At 40.8% G+C, this 16,312-nt stretch carries 12 protein-coding genes; 8 read left to right on the top strand and 4 right to left on the bottom strand.

The window, feature by feature from the left end; genetic code table 11:
* Nucleotides 1–30: 30 nt before the first annotated feature.
* The 3 genes from ACWF5P_RS06740 to ACWF5P_RS06730 all read left to right on the top strand — a co-directional run bounded on the left by ACWF5P_RS06740 (nt 31) and on the right by ACWF5P_RS06730 (nt 3,202).
* On the top strand, nt 31–699 hold the full coding sequence (locus ACWF5P_RS06740; RefSeq protein WP_260356903.1) for a LuxR C-terminal-related transcriptional regulator: 669 nt from the start codon (nt 31–33) through the stop codon (nt 697–699).
* A gap of 285 nt (nt 700–984) precedes the next feature.
* Complete coding sequence (locus tag ACWF5P_RS06735; protein WP_434168842.1) at nt 985–2,250, top strand: M48 family metalloprotease; 1,266 nt, start codon at nt 985–987, stop codon at nt 2,248–2,250.
* A gap of 142 nt (nt 2,251–2,392) precedes the next feature.
* On the top strand, nt 2,393–3,202 hold the full coding sequence (locus ACWF5P_RS06730) for a YitT family protein (RefSeq protein ID WP_101224162.1): 810 nt from the start codon (nt 2,393–2,395) through the stop codon (nt 3,200–3,202).
* A gap of 72 nt (nt 3,203–3,274) precedes the next feature.
* Here the strand turns inward: ACWF5P_RS06730 and ACWF5P_RS06725 are convergent, their stop codons facing one another.
* The gene (locus ACWF5P_RS06725; RefSeq protein WP_137017118.1) at nt 3,275–3,511 is read right to left on the bottom strand and encodes an IDEAL domain-containing protein; all 237 of its coding nucleotides are present in this window, start codon (nt 3,509–3,511) and stop codon (nt 3,275–3,277) included.
* Between the two features lie 320 nt (nt 3,512–3,831).
* Between ACWF5P_RS06725 and ACWF5P_RS06720 the strand changes: the two genes are divergently transcribed.
* On the top strand, nt 3,832–4,395 hold the full coding sequence (locus ACWF5P_RS06720; RefSeq protein WP_101224160.1) for a competence protein ComK: 564 nt from the start codon (nt 3,832–3,834) through the stop codon (nt 4,393–4,395).
* 48 nt (nt 4,396–4,443) lie between these two features.
* On the opposite strand, the gene ACWF5P_RS06715 is transcribed toward ACWF5P_RS06720, so the two are convergent.
* The 3 genes from ACWF5P_RS06715 to ACWF5P_RS06705 form a co-directional block, all read right to left on the bottom strand.
* Complete coding sequence (locus tag ACWF5P_RS06715) at nt 4,444–4,662, bottom strand: DUF3006 domain-containing protein (RefSeq protein ID WP_101224159.1); 219 nt, start codon at nt 4,660–4,662, stop codon at nt 4,444–4,446.
* Nucleotides 4,663–5,502, bottom strand: coding sequence for an MBL fold metallo-hydrolase (locus ACWF5P_RS06710; protein WP_434168844.1), 840 nt, complete (start codon nt 5,500–5,502; stop codon nt 4,663–4,665).
* A gap of 1,447 nt (nt 5,503–6,949) precedes the next feature.
* A complete protein-coding gene (locus tag ACWF5P_RS06705; protein WP_101224156.1) occupies nt 6,950–7,321 on the bottom strand; it encodes a hypothetical protein in 372 nt (123 codons plus the stop codon).
* A 290-nt stretch (nt 7,322–7,611) separates the two neighbouring features.
* Here ACWF5P_RS06705 and ACWF5P_RS06700 point away from each other — a divergent pair, with 290 nt between their 5' ends.
* The 4 genes from ACWF5P_RS06700 to addA all read left to right on the top strand — a co-directional run bounded on the left by ACWF5P_RS06700 (nt 7,612) and on the right by addA (nt 16,238).
* Nucleotides 7,612–8,226 (top strand): TVP38/TMEM64 family protein, encoded by a 615-nt coding sequence (locus ACWF5P_RS06700; RefSeq protein WP_048680052.1) that lies wholly within the window; start codon nt 7,612–7,614, stop codon nt 8,224–8,226.
* A gap of 33 nt (nt 8,227–8,259) precedes the next feature.
* Nucleotides 8,260–8,823, top strand: coding sequence for a signal peptidase I (gene lepB, locus ACWF5P_RS06695; protein ID WP_230177350.1), 564 nt, complete (start codon nt 8,260–8,262; stop codon nt 8,821–8,823).
* 190 nt (nt 8,824–9,013) lie between these two features.
* Complete coding sequence (gene addB, locus ACWF5P_RS06690; protein WP_452444732.1) at nt 9,014–12,511, top strand: helicase-exonuclease AddAB subunit AddB; 3,498 nt, start codon at nt 9,014–9,016, stop codon at nt 12,509–12,511.
* Entirely contained in the window at nt 12,504–16,238 is a 3,735-nt protein-coding gene (gene addA, locus ACWF5P_RS06685; protein WP_434168847.1) for a helicase-exonuclease AddAB subunit AddA, read from the top strand. The genes addB and addA overlap by 8 nt, the downstream gene beginning before the upstream one ends.
* Nucleotides 16,239–16,312 lie beyond the last annotated feature (74 nt).

Here is a 16,312-nt window from a genome sequence, read left to right as displayed (position 1 = left end):
TAACAAATAATGAAAAGAACAGGTGAAGTTATGAAGTCGATTAAGCTAATGATATATGGTGGTCAGGGAGGACTTGAGGGAATCATCGAAAATGAAGAAGACATTAAGGTCATAGGGATAACCGGAAATGAAATGGACCTTCTTGATTCTGATCATAGACCATCAGTCATGCCAGATGCCATTCTTATTGATGCCCGGTCATCAGGGAAGTATGGACAGGAAGTCATGCCAATCCTAAAGGAAAAACACCCATTTACTCCTTTCGTCATTTTTACTGCCTATTCAGAAGATCATTATCTTATCGAAGCGATATGCCATGGTGCAGCAGGTTATGTGTTACAGGGTGGCGGAATGAAACAAGTGCTGTCGGCAATCCGTCAATGTGCCAATGGTCAAATAGTCTATCCTGCCTCAATAAAATCAATATTAATGAAGAAGCTGCAGCAGAATGTTGAAAGATCACCAGTAACTTTGGATAAGGCAATCGAAAAATTGGGGGCCTTTTCCAAACGCGAGTATGAACTGCTTATCCTGATAACCCAAGGGGAAACGAATCAGCAAATTTCAAAAAAACTTTTTCTATCCATCGGCACGGTAAAAAACTATATAAGCCGGATTTACAGAAAACTGAATGTTAATAATCGACCGGAGCTTATTGCGCTTTTGTATAGCTTTCAAAATAGCGGGATGAAGGGATGACTTACTCATGTCCGTCCCCCCCGTTAATCGTTTTCACGGATTCTTTATCGGAGTCACATTCCAAAACAATTAGGTAGCGGCAGAGAGACAAAATCGTTTAACCCAACCAGCCCTCAGCTTTTTAAAAATGCCTCTGCATATGCATCATTCCGCCTGGTGGATAATAAAGAATCAAGAAAATGATGGAGATTGAAAAGAATAAATATATAGAAGGTAAATGCGGTTCTAACCTGTCCATTTTGGATTAAACTATTAAGAGGGAGATTCGGTTTAAGGAGGGGCATCATGGTCAGAAAATGGGCTGGCAGAGCGATTCTATTATATATCCTTTATGCAGCAGCGATGTATTGGTATATTTTTTATGGAGCTGATACCTCCATTCCCGAAGCTTTGCGTGGAACTGCAGCAGATCCTGCAACATTCCTGAATGCAAGGGAACTAAAGCTTAGCGAAGAATATTCAGGGCTGCGGAATTTCATTTTTTTCGTATCCACGCCATATGAATGGCTGCTGTATTTCTTCATTTTACTATTTGGTTTATCAAAAGCATTTGAAAAGTCGTCAAAGGCGGTCTCGAGAAGGAAAGCGATCAGAACGGGCATTTACTTATTCTGGCTTTCCGTTATTTCTTACCTGGCACAGTTTCCAATCAGTTTCATTGGATATCGGATGAGCAAAAGTTACCATATAAGTACACAAAGTTTTACCTCGTGGATGAAGGATGGAGTCATCGAATTCTGGGTGAATTTTGGGATGATGTTCATTATCGTTTCCGTTTTATATTGGTTAATGAAGAAAAGTGTGAAGAAGTGGTGGCTCTATGCCTGGATGTTGTCCATTCCATTTACCTTGTTCCTGATGTTTGTTCAGCCTGTAGTGATTGATCCGCTGTACAATGAATTCTACCCGCTAAAAAATAAAGAGCTGGAAACGGAAATATTGGCACTTGCGTCACAGGCTGAAATTCCGGCTGAACATGTGTATGAAGTAAATATGGCGGAAAAGACAAATGCCTTGAATGCATACGTGACCGGCATAGGTTCCAACTCAAGAATAGTTCTTTGGGATACGACTCTGAACAAACTGAAGGAAGATGAAATCCTTTTTATCATGGCACATGAAATGGCTCATTATGTGGAAAAGCACATTTATATAGGGATTGCAGGTTATTTAGGACTGACTTTAATCGGTTTGTGGCTGACATCGAAAATAATGAATTTTATCATTAGACGCTGGGGCCACCTGTTAAAGGTCCGTTCGGTTGACAGCATATCATCTCTTCCATTATTTCTCTTAATAACGTCTGTGCTGCTCTTTGCTTCGAGTCCGCTGTCCAATTATGTTTCCAGATATCAAGAAACAAGGGCTGACCGTTACGCCATTGAAATGACCGGGGATAAAGAATCAGCAATCACGACTTTCCAGGAACTCACGAGGTCGGGTTTGAGTCAGGTCAACCCGCCATTCCTGGTTAAATGGCTGAGGTATTCCCATCCAACCATGCTCGAACGGATTTCAACTGTTGAAAATGCAGATACAAAGGGTGATTGAAAGCCAGCTGAATACCAGCCGGCTTTTTTTCTTCGGAAAGTGGAAGTTTGTAGTTGTTTTCAGAAAAAACTATTATTTTTAAAAATCTTAGGTTCTCTACTATAATAAATTAAATTCCCAGTTCGTTTTAAGGAGATCGGATATGTATAATGTACTTTTCATCACTATAGGCTCAGTGCTTGTGGCAGTAGCCTACAACTTATTTTTGATACCACATTTAATTTTAAGCAGCGGACTTAGTGGGCTTGCGATTATGTTCGGAATCATCACCCCGGTCAACACAGGGATATTGAATTTTCTGATGAACCTGCCATTGCTGATTCTTGGATACTTGAAATTAGGGAGACGCTTTATCACCTATACGATATTATCAGTTGTCGTGATTTCCGTCAGTTTATATCTCATTCCAGTTCACGGAATTTCCACTGAACCGATTTTGTCTTCTTTATTTGGCGGAATCATATCGGGAATCGGTATAGGCATCGTCTTTCGCGCTTCGGGGTCTTCGGGCGGCTTTGACATCATTGCCATGCTATTGGCTAAGAAGAGCGACTTTCCGCTTGGTACATTGCTTTCGGTGATGAATGCAGTTGTGGTGGTTATCTCAGGCTTCATCTTCGGTTGGGATGCCGCATTATATACGCTGATTTCCATTTATGCAGCAGGAAAGGTGATCGATACGATCCATTCCAATCACATTAAATTAACATTGATGATCGTGACCAAAAAGAGTGACGAAATGAAAACGAAGCTCCTGACCAACCTATATCGTGGTATTACAGTCATGGATGGTGAAGGTGCATATTCAGGAGAAAAGAGTAAAGTAATGATGACAGTCATTACACGTTATCAGTTAACCGATGTAAAAACGATGATAAAAGAAGTTGATCCGAATGCTTTTGTCAATATTACCGAAACATCCGAGGTCATGGGGATGTTTCATAAAGAGTGATGATAATTAGAAAAGCCTCCCAACATTATGGGAGGCTTTTTTGATCATTAGGCTTTTTTTAAATCATGCATTTTAATTTCCAAACTGTTTTAGTAAAACGTTCATTTCAGAACTTAGTTTTAAGAATAAAGGTTTGTTTTTCTTATCCAAGGCTTCATCGATCTGTTTTGCAAGGATATTCTTTTTGGTAGTAAGGACGGCTTCCTGAATAATCATATCAATTAACATTTCCTGAACCACGGCATCGTTTTTCATTTCGCTCATTGATAAGGACTTCACTGACTCTGAATAAGATTTTTCATTTTTCAAAGTTACCACCCCTGACCCTTTTTATTATTATATGGATTTGAGCGGATAAAATCAACTGAAAATTTAAAAAATTTAAATATTAATAGAGAATGTGTCGTTTATATGAAGAAAAAGCCACTATATAAAAGAATTTTTAATTCTTTGTGAACTTACTTTTTATGTTCAAGGGTTGTGCTATTATAGTGAGTAATTTAACATACATTTACTATCTCCATTCACTTTTCTTCGGCAATGGGGAATGGAAGGGTACAAGCAATTAAGTGCATAAGCTTTGGTAAAGTAAAAGCGATGTTTAGCAATGAGGAAGAGGTGGATTAAAAATGAAGGAAAACAATCAGGGAATCATCGAGGAATATGAAATCACGCCACATACATTGATGGTTTCGCCAATCAATTACGGCAGTAAAATATATGCCCGTATAGTTGAAATGGAGGACGAGTTCATATCCCCGTTTAAACCTTTGGAAATAATAAAGAAAAGCTGTGAGTTTTTCGGATCAAGTTATGAAGGACGCAAGCAAGGCACAAAACAGCTTATAAACATCACACATAAAGCACCTATTGCGATCGATCCGACCAGTTCGATTTTCTTCTTTCCCACTACATCTCCGTTGCGTCCTCAATGCATCTGGTTATCACATGAGCATGTGGTATCCTATGATCGCCTGGATTCCAAACATACTACCATCACATTCAGGAATAGACAAACCATCGATATAGCAGTATCATGCAGTTCTTTCGAAAACCAGCTGCACCGGACTTCGTTTTTAAAAACGAAATTGATCCAGAGGATTGAGGAAACAAAGAGGAAATCATTCTATCTGTTCAACGAAGCAAACGGGGTCAAGGCTTCAGAGGTAATGTCAAAGTATATACCGCGTTAGACATTCAAAATTAAAGCAAGCCCTTCTTATTAAAGAAGGGCCCAGGAATTAATCTTCAAATAATTCATCCATTAGATCGTCAATTTCTTTTCTTAACTTCTCAGTGCCCTCTTTGGAAATGGTGATGGTATCTCCATCGATAATCAGCATATCTCCTACTTTTGCTCCCTTGGGGAGAGCGCTTTTAGGAAAATCCTTCATGTTACCACCATCGATTTCAACGACAGCGATCTTTCCTTCGAAGCGGTCAATAATACCTTGTACCATTTATTTCACCGTCTTTACAGTAATTTTCTGACCTGTAGAAGTAAAAATAATGTTACCTGATTTATCTGTGCGATAAGTTTTGGCCTTCACTGAATTCAACCGTTTTATAACAGTGGAAGTAGGATGCCCATAGCCATTTTTTCCTACACTGATTACAGCGTATTTCGGTTTTGTTTTGTTAATGAATGCTGAACTAGTTGATGTTTTTGCACCATGATGGCCGACTTTAAGTACATCCACACTTGGTACCAGTTTTTTAGCCAGCATATCTGTCTCTGATTTTTCTTCAGCATCACCTGTAAACAAGAATGTTTTTTTGTCGTGTTTAAGTAAAAGGACTGCACTCCAATTATTTAAGTCAGACTTGGCATATTCTTTAACAGGTGCAATGAATTTAAGGGAATTATCCTTAGCTTTAGTGTTGATTTCCACGCCAGTCTGCGCTTTTTTTATTGTAAGCTTCTTCTGCTTAACAGCCGTTAAAAAGTCTTTATATGCCTGGGTAGTATGAGAAACTTTAGGGGCATACACAGATTTTACATTAAGCGATTTAATCACATAAGCCAGACCGCCCACATGATCCGCATCTGGGTGAGTGGATACTAATGCATTAAGTGTTTTCACCTTTTGCTTTTTTAGGTAGGCTACAACTTCGTCGCCCTTTCCTTTACCGCCGCCATCAATTAAAACGTTTTCGTTACCGGTTTGAATAAGGATGGCATCTCCTTGTCCAACATTGATGAAATGTACCTTCACATTTGAGGCTGCCTCAGTTGCTTTAAGTCCAGTGAATAAAGACAAAACAAGAACAGCAACCAGTAGAATATTTATTTTCTTCATTTTTCCCCTCCAAATAATAATTTACCATGTGTAATTCGAAAAATGGGGATTTGGACATAATTTTCTTTGTGATAAAAAAAGGAAGCGGGCATCAGAATCGTGGTTAGGTAAAATGATCCTGGGTATTTATGATGGATTGTCGCTGGTGAAGAAGGAGAATCTATCTGAGTTTTTAATATGGTGGAGGAGATGATATTCTACAGGCGGATAATGGAATGATTCTTTCATACGATCAATCATATCAATGTTTGCTTTAGCAAAAGTCACAACCAAAAGCCCTTCTCATATGAGAAGGGCATCAGAATTAATCTTCAAATAGCTCATCCATTAAATCTTGAATTTCTTTTTTTTATGTTTCAGAGCCTTCTTTGAAAAAACATCGATATACAAACTTTGCCTCTTTTGCTTCCTTAGGATAAAGCATTTTTACTGTAATTTTCTAATTTGTGGAAGTTAGCTGAACACAGTTTAAGTATAGGTATCATAAAATGTATAGTTACTGGAAATGTGTACAGCCTTCTTCTCTCAAATGGTTCAGAAATAGAGGTGAGAGAATGCTGAATTTCAAATCACTTCTAAAATGAAACTACCTATTAAAGTGATAAAAAAACATGCTCTCCCAATAAAAAGTGCCTTTTGGGGGACCTTTAATTGCTTCTCAAGGTAATATATATATCCAAAAATGAAAGACGTTCCTAATGTAAGAATAATGTAATCTGCTTCAAAACCTAGAATTGTATAGTTATATACCGGTATACTTCTAATATAACCAATAACGAATACCCCTATTGCAATATATCCAAGTATAGAATTTATTATAAGGCTACTCTTTTTCATAATTTCCCCCGACTTTATTTGGACTGCACTTCATAGCGTTCGTATATCATTTTAAAGCGACATGCCGTAAATCAATATAAGGGTATAAAGATTTATATGTTATGAAATTTTTCTCTTTTTTTGACCCCATTGTATAATTTCTGTCTCTATGTAACCCTTATTATCTCTTTCCGCTAACTATTCGGGAGGTCTGTACTTTCCGTCTTCTTTGTTATGTGTTTCTTCTGGATAAATCTCTTTAACAAAAGTTTTCAAAATGAAAATTGGTGCAATATACTGTGTTTAGACAAAATACTTTCTGCTATTCCAATTAGATCTAATAGATTGTACACCATATATTAGTAAAATGTTGCTATGATTGGATATAATTAAATACGTTAGCAATTAATCAAGAAGCATTTACAGAGTGTAGTTAAAATCAGAAAATCAAATTTACTCGATGGATATCATTTGCTGATAAAGTTCCAAATAAAAAACATTATAGCTTATTCTTAACCGAAACATTCCGTTACGTTAATTCATATATTGACTGATTAAGCTTAACCTTCTCATATAAGATACTGGATGATCTAATGCTCCAAACATCCACATACATGGATGCCTGCACCCGCTAATTCCTTGAACGGTGGTTTTTTTCGAAAAAGTAATAACATAACAAGTCTTCAGTTTTGTTGCGAAGGCGGGGATTGAAATAATTATGATGTTCCTCGTATCCTTTATATAAAAAACAATACATCGTGAAGGATTCATCGCGTTTGATTTCACTAACCTTAATATTCTCCTTGCGCAAATAGCGCCGCACCTCGGCAAGTTCGTCTTGAACCACTTTTAAAATATGTTCGACTAGCTCCGAATAGGGCCTTTTTAATTTAAACGGACTAATTTCGATGACCTTGAGATCCCGGTTTAAGACTGTAATAACCATAGGGAGGTAGATGGCTTTTTCAATCATATTTCGGTCATCTTCTGGAATGCGGGTCATCATGACCGCCCCTTTCTAAAATAGCGCGTTTTTAATAATAGTATGTATATTCTGCAAAAATAAGAACATCCGTTCTGTTTTTTATCCTAATGTATTTTCAGTGTATATGCAAGCAGTTTTGATAAATCAAGAAATATTCGTTAACAAGATTATGTTTTCCGGAGATAGGGAAAGTATGAAGATATATGGATAATAATTCTTGCAATTTCAGGGGAAAGTGATATATCTAAAATAAACAGTTTTTAATAAGTTTATGCTGCAATGATGGCAGCATGTCGAGGGAGATAATTATGGATTTGGATACTATACGTGAGTGGTTTACACTTGATCATATATCGGCACTTATTCAGCAATATCGCTCATTCGGTCCAATTCCTGGGATCTTGCTGCCGATGCTGGAAGCATTTTTGCCTTTTTTGCCCTTAGTGGTGTTCGTGCTTGCTAATGCAACGGCTTTTGGTCTCTGGTGGGGATTTTTATTTTCTTGGATTGGTGCGGTAGCGGGGTCTTTTTTGATCTTTTGGATTATTAGAAGATATGGTCAAATGAGGTTTTTCCGATTTTTGCAAAAGCATAAACAGGTGCAGAGGTTGATGGTTTGGGTTGAGAGCCATGGATTCGGTCCTTTGTTCATATTACTCTGCTTCCCTTTTACACCTTCGGCTATCGTTAATATCGTGGCAGGACTTTCAAAAGTCAGTACCCTGCAATATGGACTTGCAGTAGTGGGTGGGAAAGCGGTGATGATTTTTACGATCAGCTTCGTAGGTTACGATTTAGTATCATTAATTCATAAGCCTGTGCGAACGATCATTATCGGAATCGTCATCTTTATCCTATGGTATGTGGGAAAAAGACTGGAAGTCAGGCTAAATAAAAGCATGAAGAGAGAAGAAGGACAATAAATTAATATATAAATGCAGTAGGGGTTGAACTAGATGGAAAAAACAAACAAGAATTCTTTATCCGATTGGATAAAACCAGCGATGATAGCTTTTGTTATTTACATCTTAATCCGTACATTTCTCTTTTCAAGCTATGATGTTGAAGGGAAGTCGATGCAGCCGACCCTTGAAGATGGAAATAAACTTGTCGTGAATAAAATCAATTACCGGATTCATGATATCAACCGTTTTGACATTATTGTTTTTCATGCTAATTCACAAGAAGATTATGTTAAGCGAGTCATAGGGATTGCAGGTGACCGAATTCGTTATAAAGATGATTGGCTTTATGTAAATGGTGAAAAAGTGGATGAGCCTTATCTTGAGAAATTCAAGGAAGGTTTCCCGGAACAGGATTTTACAGGTGATTTTACATTAAAAGAATTGACGGACATGACCAAAGTTCCGGAGGGTAAGCTTTTTGTCATGGGTGATAACCGTCTTGAAAGTGCTGACAGCCGTCATTTTGGTTATATACCGGTTGAAAATGTTGTCGGTAAAGTGGATGTTCGATATTGGCCGGTCAATGATTTCAATTTTAAATTTACAGGTGAATGATTGTGGAAGCCCCAAAATTATGTGGGCTTTTTCTTTTGGGGGAAAACGCGAACGTACGATTGGTGTTTTTTAAAGGGAAACGGTAAAATAATAGAAAGTAAATCTAATTGGAAACAGAAACCTAGTCATAAAGACGAAACTATTTCTGGTATGATGGGTCTAGATATTATGTTGTAAGGGGGAAAAAGAGATGTCACTCCGTTTTTTACTGGGAAGATCGGGTGCAGGGAAAACTTCGAATATATTGGACGAAATCCGCTCCAAATTGGCAGAAGATCCCGAAGGAAATCCAATTATCTACCTCGTTCCTGATCAGATGACGTTTCTATCTGAATATAAATTAATTAAAACACCAGGCCTTGCCGGAATGATCCGGACACAGGTTTTCAGTTTTAGCAGGCTTGCATGGCGCGTCCTTCAGGAAACCGGGGGGATGAGCCGGCTGCATTTGGACAGTGTCGGCGTCAATATGTTGATACGGAAGATCATGGAAGATAAAAAGGAAGAGTTAAAGATGTTTCGTCGATCTGCTGATAAGCAGGGGTTCATTGCACAGATGGAGCTAATGCTGGCCGAGTTCAAGCAGTATTGCATCCAACCTGATGACATTCAAAACTATTTGCAAGAAACCTCACAGGCCGGCAGCGGCATTCAGGATAAACTGCATGATCTTGAATTGGTCTATCAGGCTTTTGAGGATGAAATGGTCAACAAATATTTAGATTCCGAAGACTATTTCACTTTGCTGATCGAGAAAATGCCAGAGTCTTCATATATAAGGAATGCGGATATATACATCGATGGTTTTTATAGCTTGACTCCACAGGAATTATTGATTGTGGAAGAAATGATGAAGCTGTGCAGGAGTGTAACGATCTCACTGACGTTAGATCAGCCCTACAGGCAATATGCCCCGGATGATTTGCAGCTGTTCAGGCAAACGGGTAATCTTTATCATCACCTTTATCAGGCTGGATTGAGGAATGGCATACCGATTTCAGAAGATCGAATCTTAAAAGGGACGGAAAGGTTTGGAAAGAGTCCAGGGCTGAATCACCTGGAAACTCATTTTGCCATTCGTCCTGCACAAACGTTTGAGCAGTCACTTGATGTAACGATCGCCCAGGCAGTTAACCGCAGAGCTGAGATTGAAGGAGTTGCCCGGGACATCTTGTCGCTGGTCAGACAGAAACAGCACCGTTTCCGTGATATTGCGATTTTAGTCCGTAATGGGGAAGCATACGCAGATATTTTACAAACCGTTTTTCGGGATTATCAAATACCCTTGTTCGTCGATTCCAAACGGACGATGCTGAATCATCCTCTGATTGAACTGATTCGTTCCACTTTGGAGATCATCAATGGCTATTGGCGTTATGAGCCGGTATTTCGTGCAATCAAGACTGAGCTTCTATTTCCGCTGCAAAAAAATCATGATAGGATGCGCGAACAGGTAGATAAGCTGGAGAACTATGTGCTGGCCCGCGGCATTAAAGGAAGCAGGTGGACGTCCAAAGAACGTTGGACCTACAGGCGCTTCCGCGGCCTGGAACTCGAGGACCGGAACCAAACGGATAAGGAAATGAAGCTTGAGCAAGAGTTGAATGAGATGAAGCAATTATTTACCGAGCCCATCTTGAAGCTCTCAAAACGTGTTAAAAAGGCTGCTAATGGCAGGGAATTGTGTGAAGCCCTTTATCTATATCTTGAAGAATTACATGTGCCGGAAAAATTGGAAAAGCTAAAACTAGAGGCAGAAGAAGCAGGTGATTTGGTATCGGCAAGAGAGCATGAGCAAACTTGGAATGCGGTTGTCGACCTATTGGACCAATTCGTTGAACTGCTGAGCGGGGAAGAACTCTCCATGAAACAGTTTGCAGTAATTATTGAAGCTGGTCTGGAATCTCTTGAATTTTCTTTGGTACCGCCGGCAATTGACCAAGTATTGGTCGCTAATCTAGATTTATCCCGCCTGGATGATGTGAAGACAGCTTTTGTTATCGGCCTGAACGAAGGGGTTTTGCCAGGAAAAGCTGTATCTGACGGAATTTTTTCAGATAGTGATCGTGATGTGCTGCTGGCTGGCGGACTTGATGTTGCCCCAAGTTCAAAAGTGCGCCTGCTGGATGAGGAGTTCACAGCGTACAAAGCATTCACTACGCCTGCTGAGGCACTTTATTTATCATATCCGCTTGCCGATGAGGAAGGAAAGGCACTTTTACCCTCATCCTATTTAAAACGGGTAAGGGACGTATTGCCTAACGTTTCCGAAGTGTATTATATGAACGATCCATCCGATCTGCCTGCTGAGGAACAGGTGAAATATGCTGCGAATCATGATGTGGCACTATCGTACCTGGCTGCCCAATTGCAGCTGAAAAAAAGAAACTATCCAATCCATTCACTATGGTGGGATGTGTATAATGCCATTATTGATGATGAAAGGGCCGGTCCTTCAGCAACTAAGGTTTTATCGAGCCTTTTTTATCAAAATAGGACAAAGAAATTATCTGAGGAAACAAGTAAGCAATTATACGGTGAGAGCATTCTTACGAGTGTATCCAGGATGGAAATGTTCAATAGCTGCCCGTTTTCCCATTATGCCGCTCATGGCTTGAAATTGAGGGAACGGCAAATTTTCCGTTTGGATGCACCGGATATAGGCGAGATGTTCCATGGAGCGTTGAAAATGATTTCCGATTACTTGAAGGAACATGATATACCTTGGTCTACATTGACTTCGGAACAATGCTTGGAGCTGGCCAGAATTGCCGTGGAGAGACTTGCTCCTAAACTCCAAAATCAAATCTTGTTAAGTACGAATCGCCATCACTATTTACGCAGGAAACTGGAACACGTGATTGGACGGGCCTCGATCGTATTAAGTGAACATGCAAAGGTGAGCGGTTTTGCTCCAATTGGATTAGAACTCGGATTCGGAAAAAATGGCGAGCTGCCACCACTATCTTTCACATTGAAAAACGGTACGAAGATGGAATTGGTCGGGCGGATCGACCGCGTTGATAAAGCGGAAGAAGATGAGGGTGTCTATTTGCGTGTGCTCGATTATAAGTCGAGTGAAAAGGAACTGAACATGAGTGAAGTATATTATGGACTCGCGCTGCAGATGTTGACATACCTTGATATCGTCGTCACCCATTCCAAGTCGCTTATTGGAAAAGAAGCGATCCCTGCCGGGGTTTTATATTTTCATGTGCATAATCCCGTTGTCAAATCAAAGGGAATGCTCAGCTTGGATAAAATTGAAGAAGAAATCTATAAAAGTTTTAAAATGAATGGACTTGTACTGGATCATTCAAATGTCATTCAAATGATGGATACTTCACTTGATATTGAAAATCCTGGTAAGTCGGATATCATTCCAGCTGGATTTAAAAAGGACGGATCGCTCCTTGCGGCTTCCAAAGTTGCCAGCAGGGAAGAGTTTTCGCTCCTGAATCATCATGTGCGCCGTATTTATCAGGAGGCTGGTGATCGAATTGTCGATGGTGATGTGGATATAACACCATACAAATTAAAGGAAAAAACGCCGTGTACCTTCTGTTCCTTTAAATCTGTATGCCAATTCGACCAGTCACTGGAGGAGAACCAATTCAGGAATTTGGCACAGAAAAAACAAAATGACGTTCTTGAGCTATTAAGGGGGGAGGGGGAGAGCGATGAGTAAAACGAAAATTCCTGCTCTGCCAGGAGACGTGACTTGGACGGAAGATCAATGGAAGGCGATATGGGCTAAAGATCAGGACATTCTGGTTGCGGCCGCAGCAGGCTCAGGGAAAACAGCGGTGCTGGTCAACCGGATCATTCAAAAAGTCATTTCAGAAGAAGAACCAATCGATGTTGATGAACTGCTCGTCGTTACATTCACAAATGCCTCGGCTGCCGAAATGCGTCATCGGATAAGTGAGGCATTAGAAAAAGCGATCAATGATAATCCGCATTCACAGCATTTGCGTAAGCAGTTGAGCTTGATTAATCGTGCTTCGATTTCCACACTTCATTCTTTTTGTTTAGAGGTGATCAGGAAGTATTATTATCTGACGGATATCGACCCGGGCTTCCGAATTGCAGATTCTACGGAAATCCAGCTGCTTCGTGATGAAGTGATGGAAGAGCTTTTCGAGGAGCAGTATGGGCAAAGTGATAATGAAGAGTTCTTTAATTTGGTTGATGCTTTCACTAGCGATCGAAACGATGATGCACTTCAGAATATCGTTCGATCGCTGCATGATTTTTCGCAATCGAATCCAGACCCGGACCGATGGCTTGATGGTGCCGCCAGTATGTATGAGCTGGCAGATGATGATGGGATTGATGATCTTTCGTTTATCGATTCATTGAAGTTCGATATTGGTTTACAATTGGACACCTCCAGAGATTTATTGGAACGCTCGCTTGCGTTGACAAAAATCCCTGGGGGACCGGCACCAAGGGCTGAAAACTATTTAGCCGATCTTGCCGTGGTGGCTAAACTTTCGGAAGTGAAGGACCAATCCTGGAATGCTCTTTATGAAGAAATCCAAAATGTGAAGTTTGGGACGGCGAAACGCCTTTCTGGTGCGGAGTTTATCAAAGAAATTACGGATGAGGCTACCAAGTATCGGGATAAGGCGAAGAAGATCATCAAATCGTTACAGGAAGAGTTATTTTCCCGTAAACCGGAAAGCTACTTGAGGGATATAAGGGAGCTCAAGGGATATGTCGATACACTTGTAATGCTTGTTAAACGGTTTGATGAAAGGTTCTTTGCTGCAAAAGCAGAAAAGAACTTGGTGGATTTCGCCGATTTGGAACATTATTGTCTACAAATTTTGACAGGGGAAACGGTGGATGGTGAACGAAAACCCTCAGCGGCAGCCATTGAATACAGGAACCAGTTCAAAGAGGTACTAGTGGATGAATATCAGGATACTAACCTGGTTCAGGAATCCATTTTAAAACTTGTGACGGCCGACGGCGAATATGATGGGAATCTTTTCATGGTAGGCGATGTCAAGCAGTCCATTTACCGGTTTAGGCTTGCGGAACCGAATCTCTTCCTTGGAAAATACACACGTTTTACCCATGATGGTGTTGATTCCGGACTGAAAATTGATTTAAACCGCAATTTCCGGAGCCGAAAGGAAGTTCTCGATGGGACCAATTTCTTGTTTCAACAGTTGATGGGCATTACTGTCGGTGAGATTGATTATGATGAAGATGCCCAATTGAAAAAAGGCGCCCCATATCCCGAAGACGATCCAAACCCGATCGAACTCCATTTAATTGACGGAACAGCCGATCCGGAAGCTCATTCTGAAATGGAAGGATCGGAAGGCGGGTTTGAGGCCGAGGAGCTTGAAAAAGCGCAGCTCGAAGCAAGGCAGATGGCAAAGCTCATTAAAAAGGCTATAAGCGAAAAGCATCGGATATATGATACGAAAACCAAAAAGTACCGATCTGCCACTTATCGGGACATGGTCATTCTTCTTCGTTCGATGCCATGGGCACCGCAAATCATGGAGGAATTTAAAAAACAAGGAATTCCGGTCTATGCCAATTTATCGACAGGGTATTTTGAAGCGACCGAAGTGGCCATCATGATTTCCCTATTGAAGGTGATTGATAATCCGCAACAGGATATCCCATTGGCATCCGTTCTCCGTTCACCCATCGTAGGATTGGATGAAGAAGAGATGTCACAGGTGCGTTTATTCCATACAGGGAGCTACTATGAAGCGCTAGCTGATTTTTACAGAAAGAGTGACCCGGAAGAACATCCGGGGCTTTATGAAAAGGCCACTGCTTTTTATAAAAAACTAGTGACATGGAGAAAGCTTGCCAGGCAGGAGGCATTATCAGACTTGATCTGGCTGCTATACCGCGAAACGCAGTTTTATGATTTTGCAGGTGGGATGCCGGGCGGAAAACAGCGTCAGGCCAATTTAAGAGCGCTGTATGACAGGGCAAGGCAATATGAAGCAAGTTCTTTCCGCGGTCTGTTCCGTTTCTTGCGTTTCATAGAAAGGATGCAAGAACGTGGAGATGATTTAGGGGCAGCTCGTGCTTTAGGGGAACAGGAAGATGTAGTCCGGCTGATGACGATTCACTCGTCAAAGGGGCTTGAGTTCCCGATCGTGTTCATTGCCGGTCTTTCCAAGCAATTCAATATGATGGATTTACGCAAGCCCTATTTACTTGATAAGGATTATGGCTTTGCGGCAAAGTATGTGAATTCCGAATTACGGATAACTTATCCATCCCTCCCTCAATTGGCTTTTAAGAAAAAAAAGCAGCTTGAATTAATTGCCGAGGAGATGCGTGTCCTCTACGTGGCTCTAACGAGGGCTAAGGAAAAGCTTTATTTGATTGCCAGTATCAATGATGCAGAAAAGATGCAGCAAAACTGGGAAAGTAATGCGGCACATGGAGATTGGCTATTGAAGGACTATGTACGGGCAGGTGCAAAAAGTTATCTTGATTGGATTGGTCCATCCCTTGTCCGGCATCGGGATTCTCTTGGGGCTGCAGGTCTTGGCTTGGAAATGGAGTCGCACCCATCGAATTGGTCCATTTCCGTCATTCCAAGTGAAGAGCTTGCTGTTCTGGATGAGGAAGAGGCACTGGTTCAAGAGCGAATGCTTGAACATGTCCAGAAATCGGAGAAGGTTGATATCGTTTCTGAGTTTTATGATGATATCAAGGAACAGCTCGAGTGGGAGTACCCCGAGCATGAGGCAACGGTGTATCGTTCCAAGCAATCCGTTTCTGAATTAAAACGTCAGTATGAACTCAAGGACGAGCAAAGTTCCACAGAGCTGTTGCGTAAATTTAAGCGGCCTATCACGAAGCGGCCGACTTTCATGCAAGAAAAGTCACTGACTCCTGCTGAAAGGGGTACGATTACACATTTAGTCATGCAGCATATTGATTTATCAAAAGAGGTTACCATTCAGTCGATTCAGGAACTGATGGTTGACTTGATTCAACGTGAGCTGTTGACGGAGGAACAGAAAGAAGCTGTGGACCCTGAGACGATCGTCGATTTCTTTGACAGTGAAATCGGGCAAAGAATGCTAGAGGCCGTGAACCTTCGCCGTGAAGTGCCATTTACGATGTCGCTGCCTGCAAAGGAAGCTTACAGCGATTGGGCAGCTGGAGATGAAGAGATCCTAATCCAAGGTGTAATTGATTGTATCTTTGAGGATGAACAAGGTCTTGTGCTTCTCGATTATAAAACGGATACAATCACCGGCCGTTTTGCCAGCGGGTATGAAGGGGCTAAAGAGATTCTTGCCGATCGATACCGGATGCAGCTTCAGCTTTATACGCGGGCTGTTGAAGGGATAATGAATAAGAAGGTAACCGGCCGTTACTTGTTTTTCTTTGACGGCTCGCATTTATTGGAAGTATAAGAGAGAAGGAGTGTCCCATTGATGTGGGACGCTTCTTTTTGGATAAATAAACAGAATAGTTTGAAAAGGTATAA

This window comes from Peribacillus sp. NPDC055009 (assembly GCF_053608705.1).
Note: the sequence above shows the minus strand (reverse complement) of the source record. Positions and strands in the feature narration are given on the sequence as shown.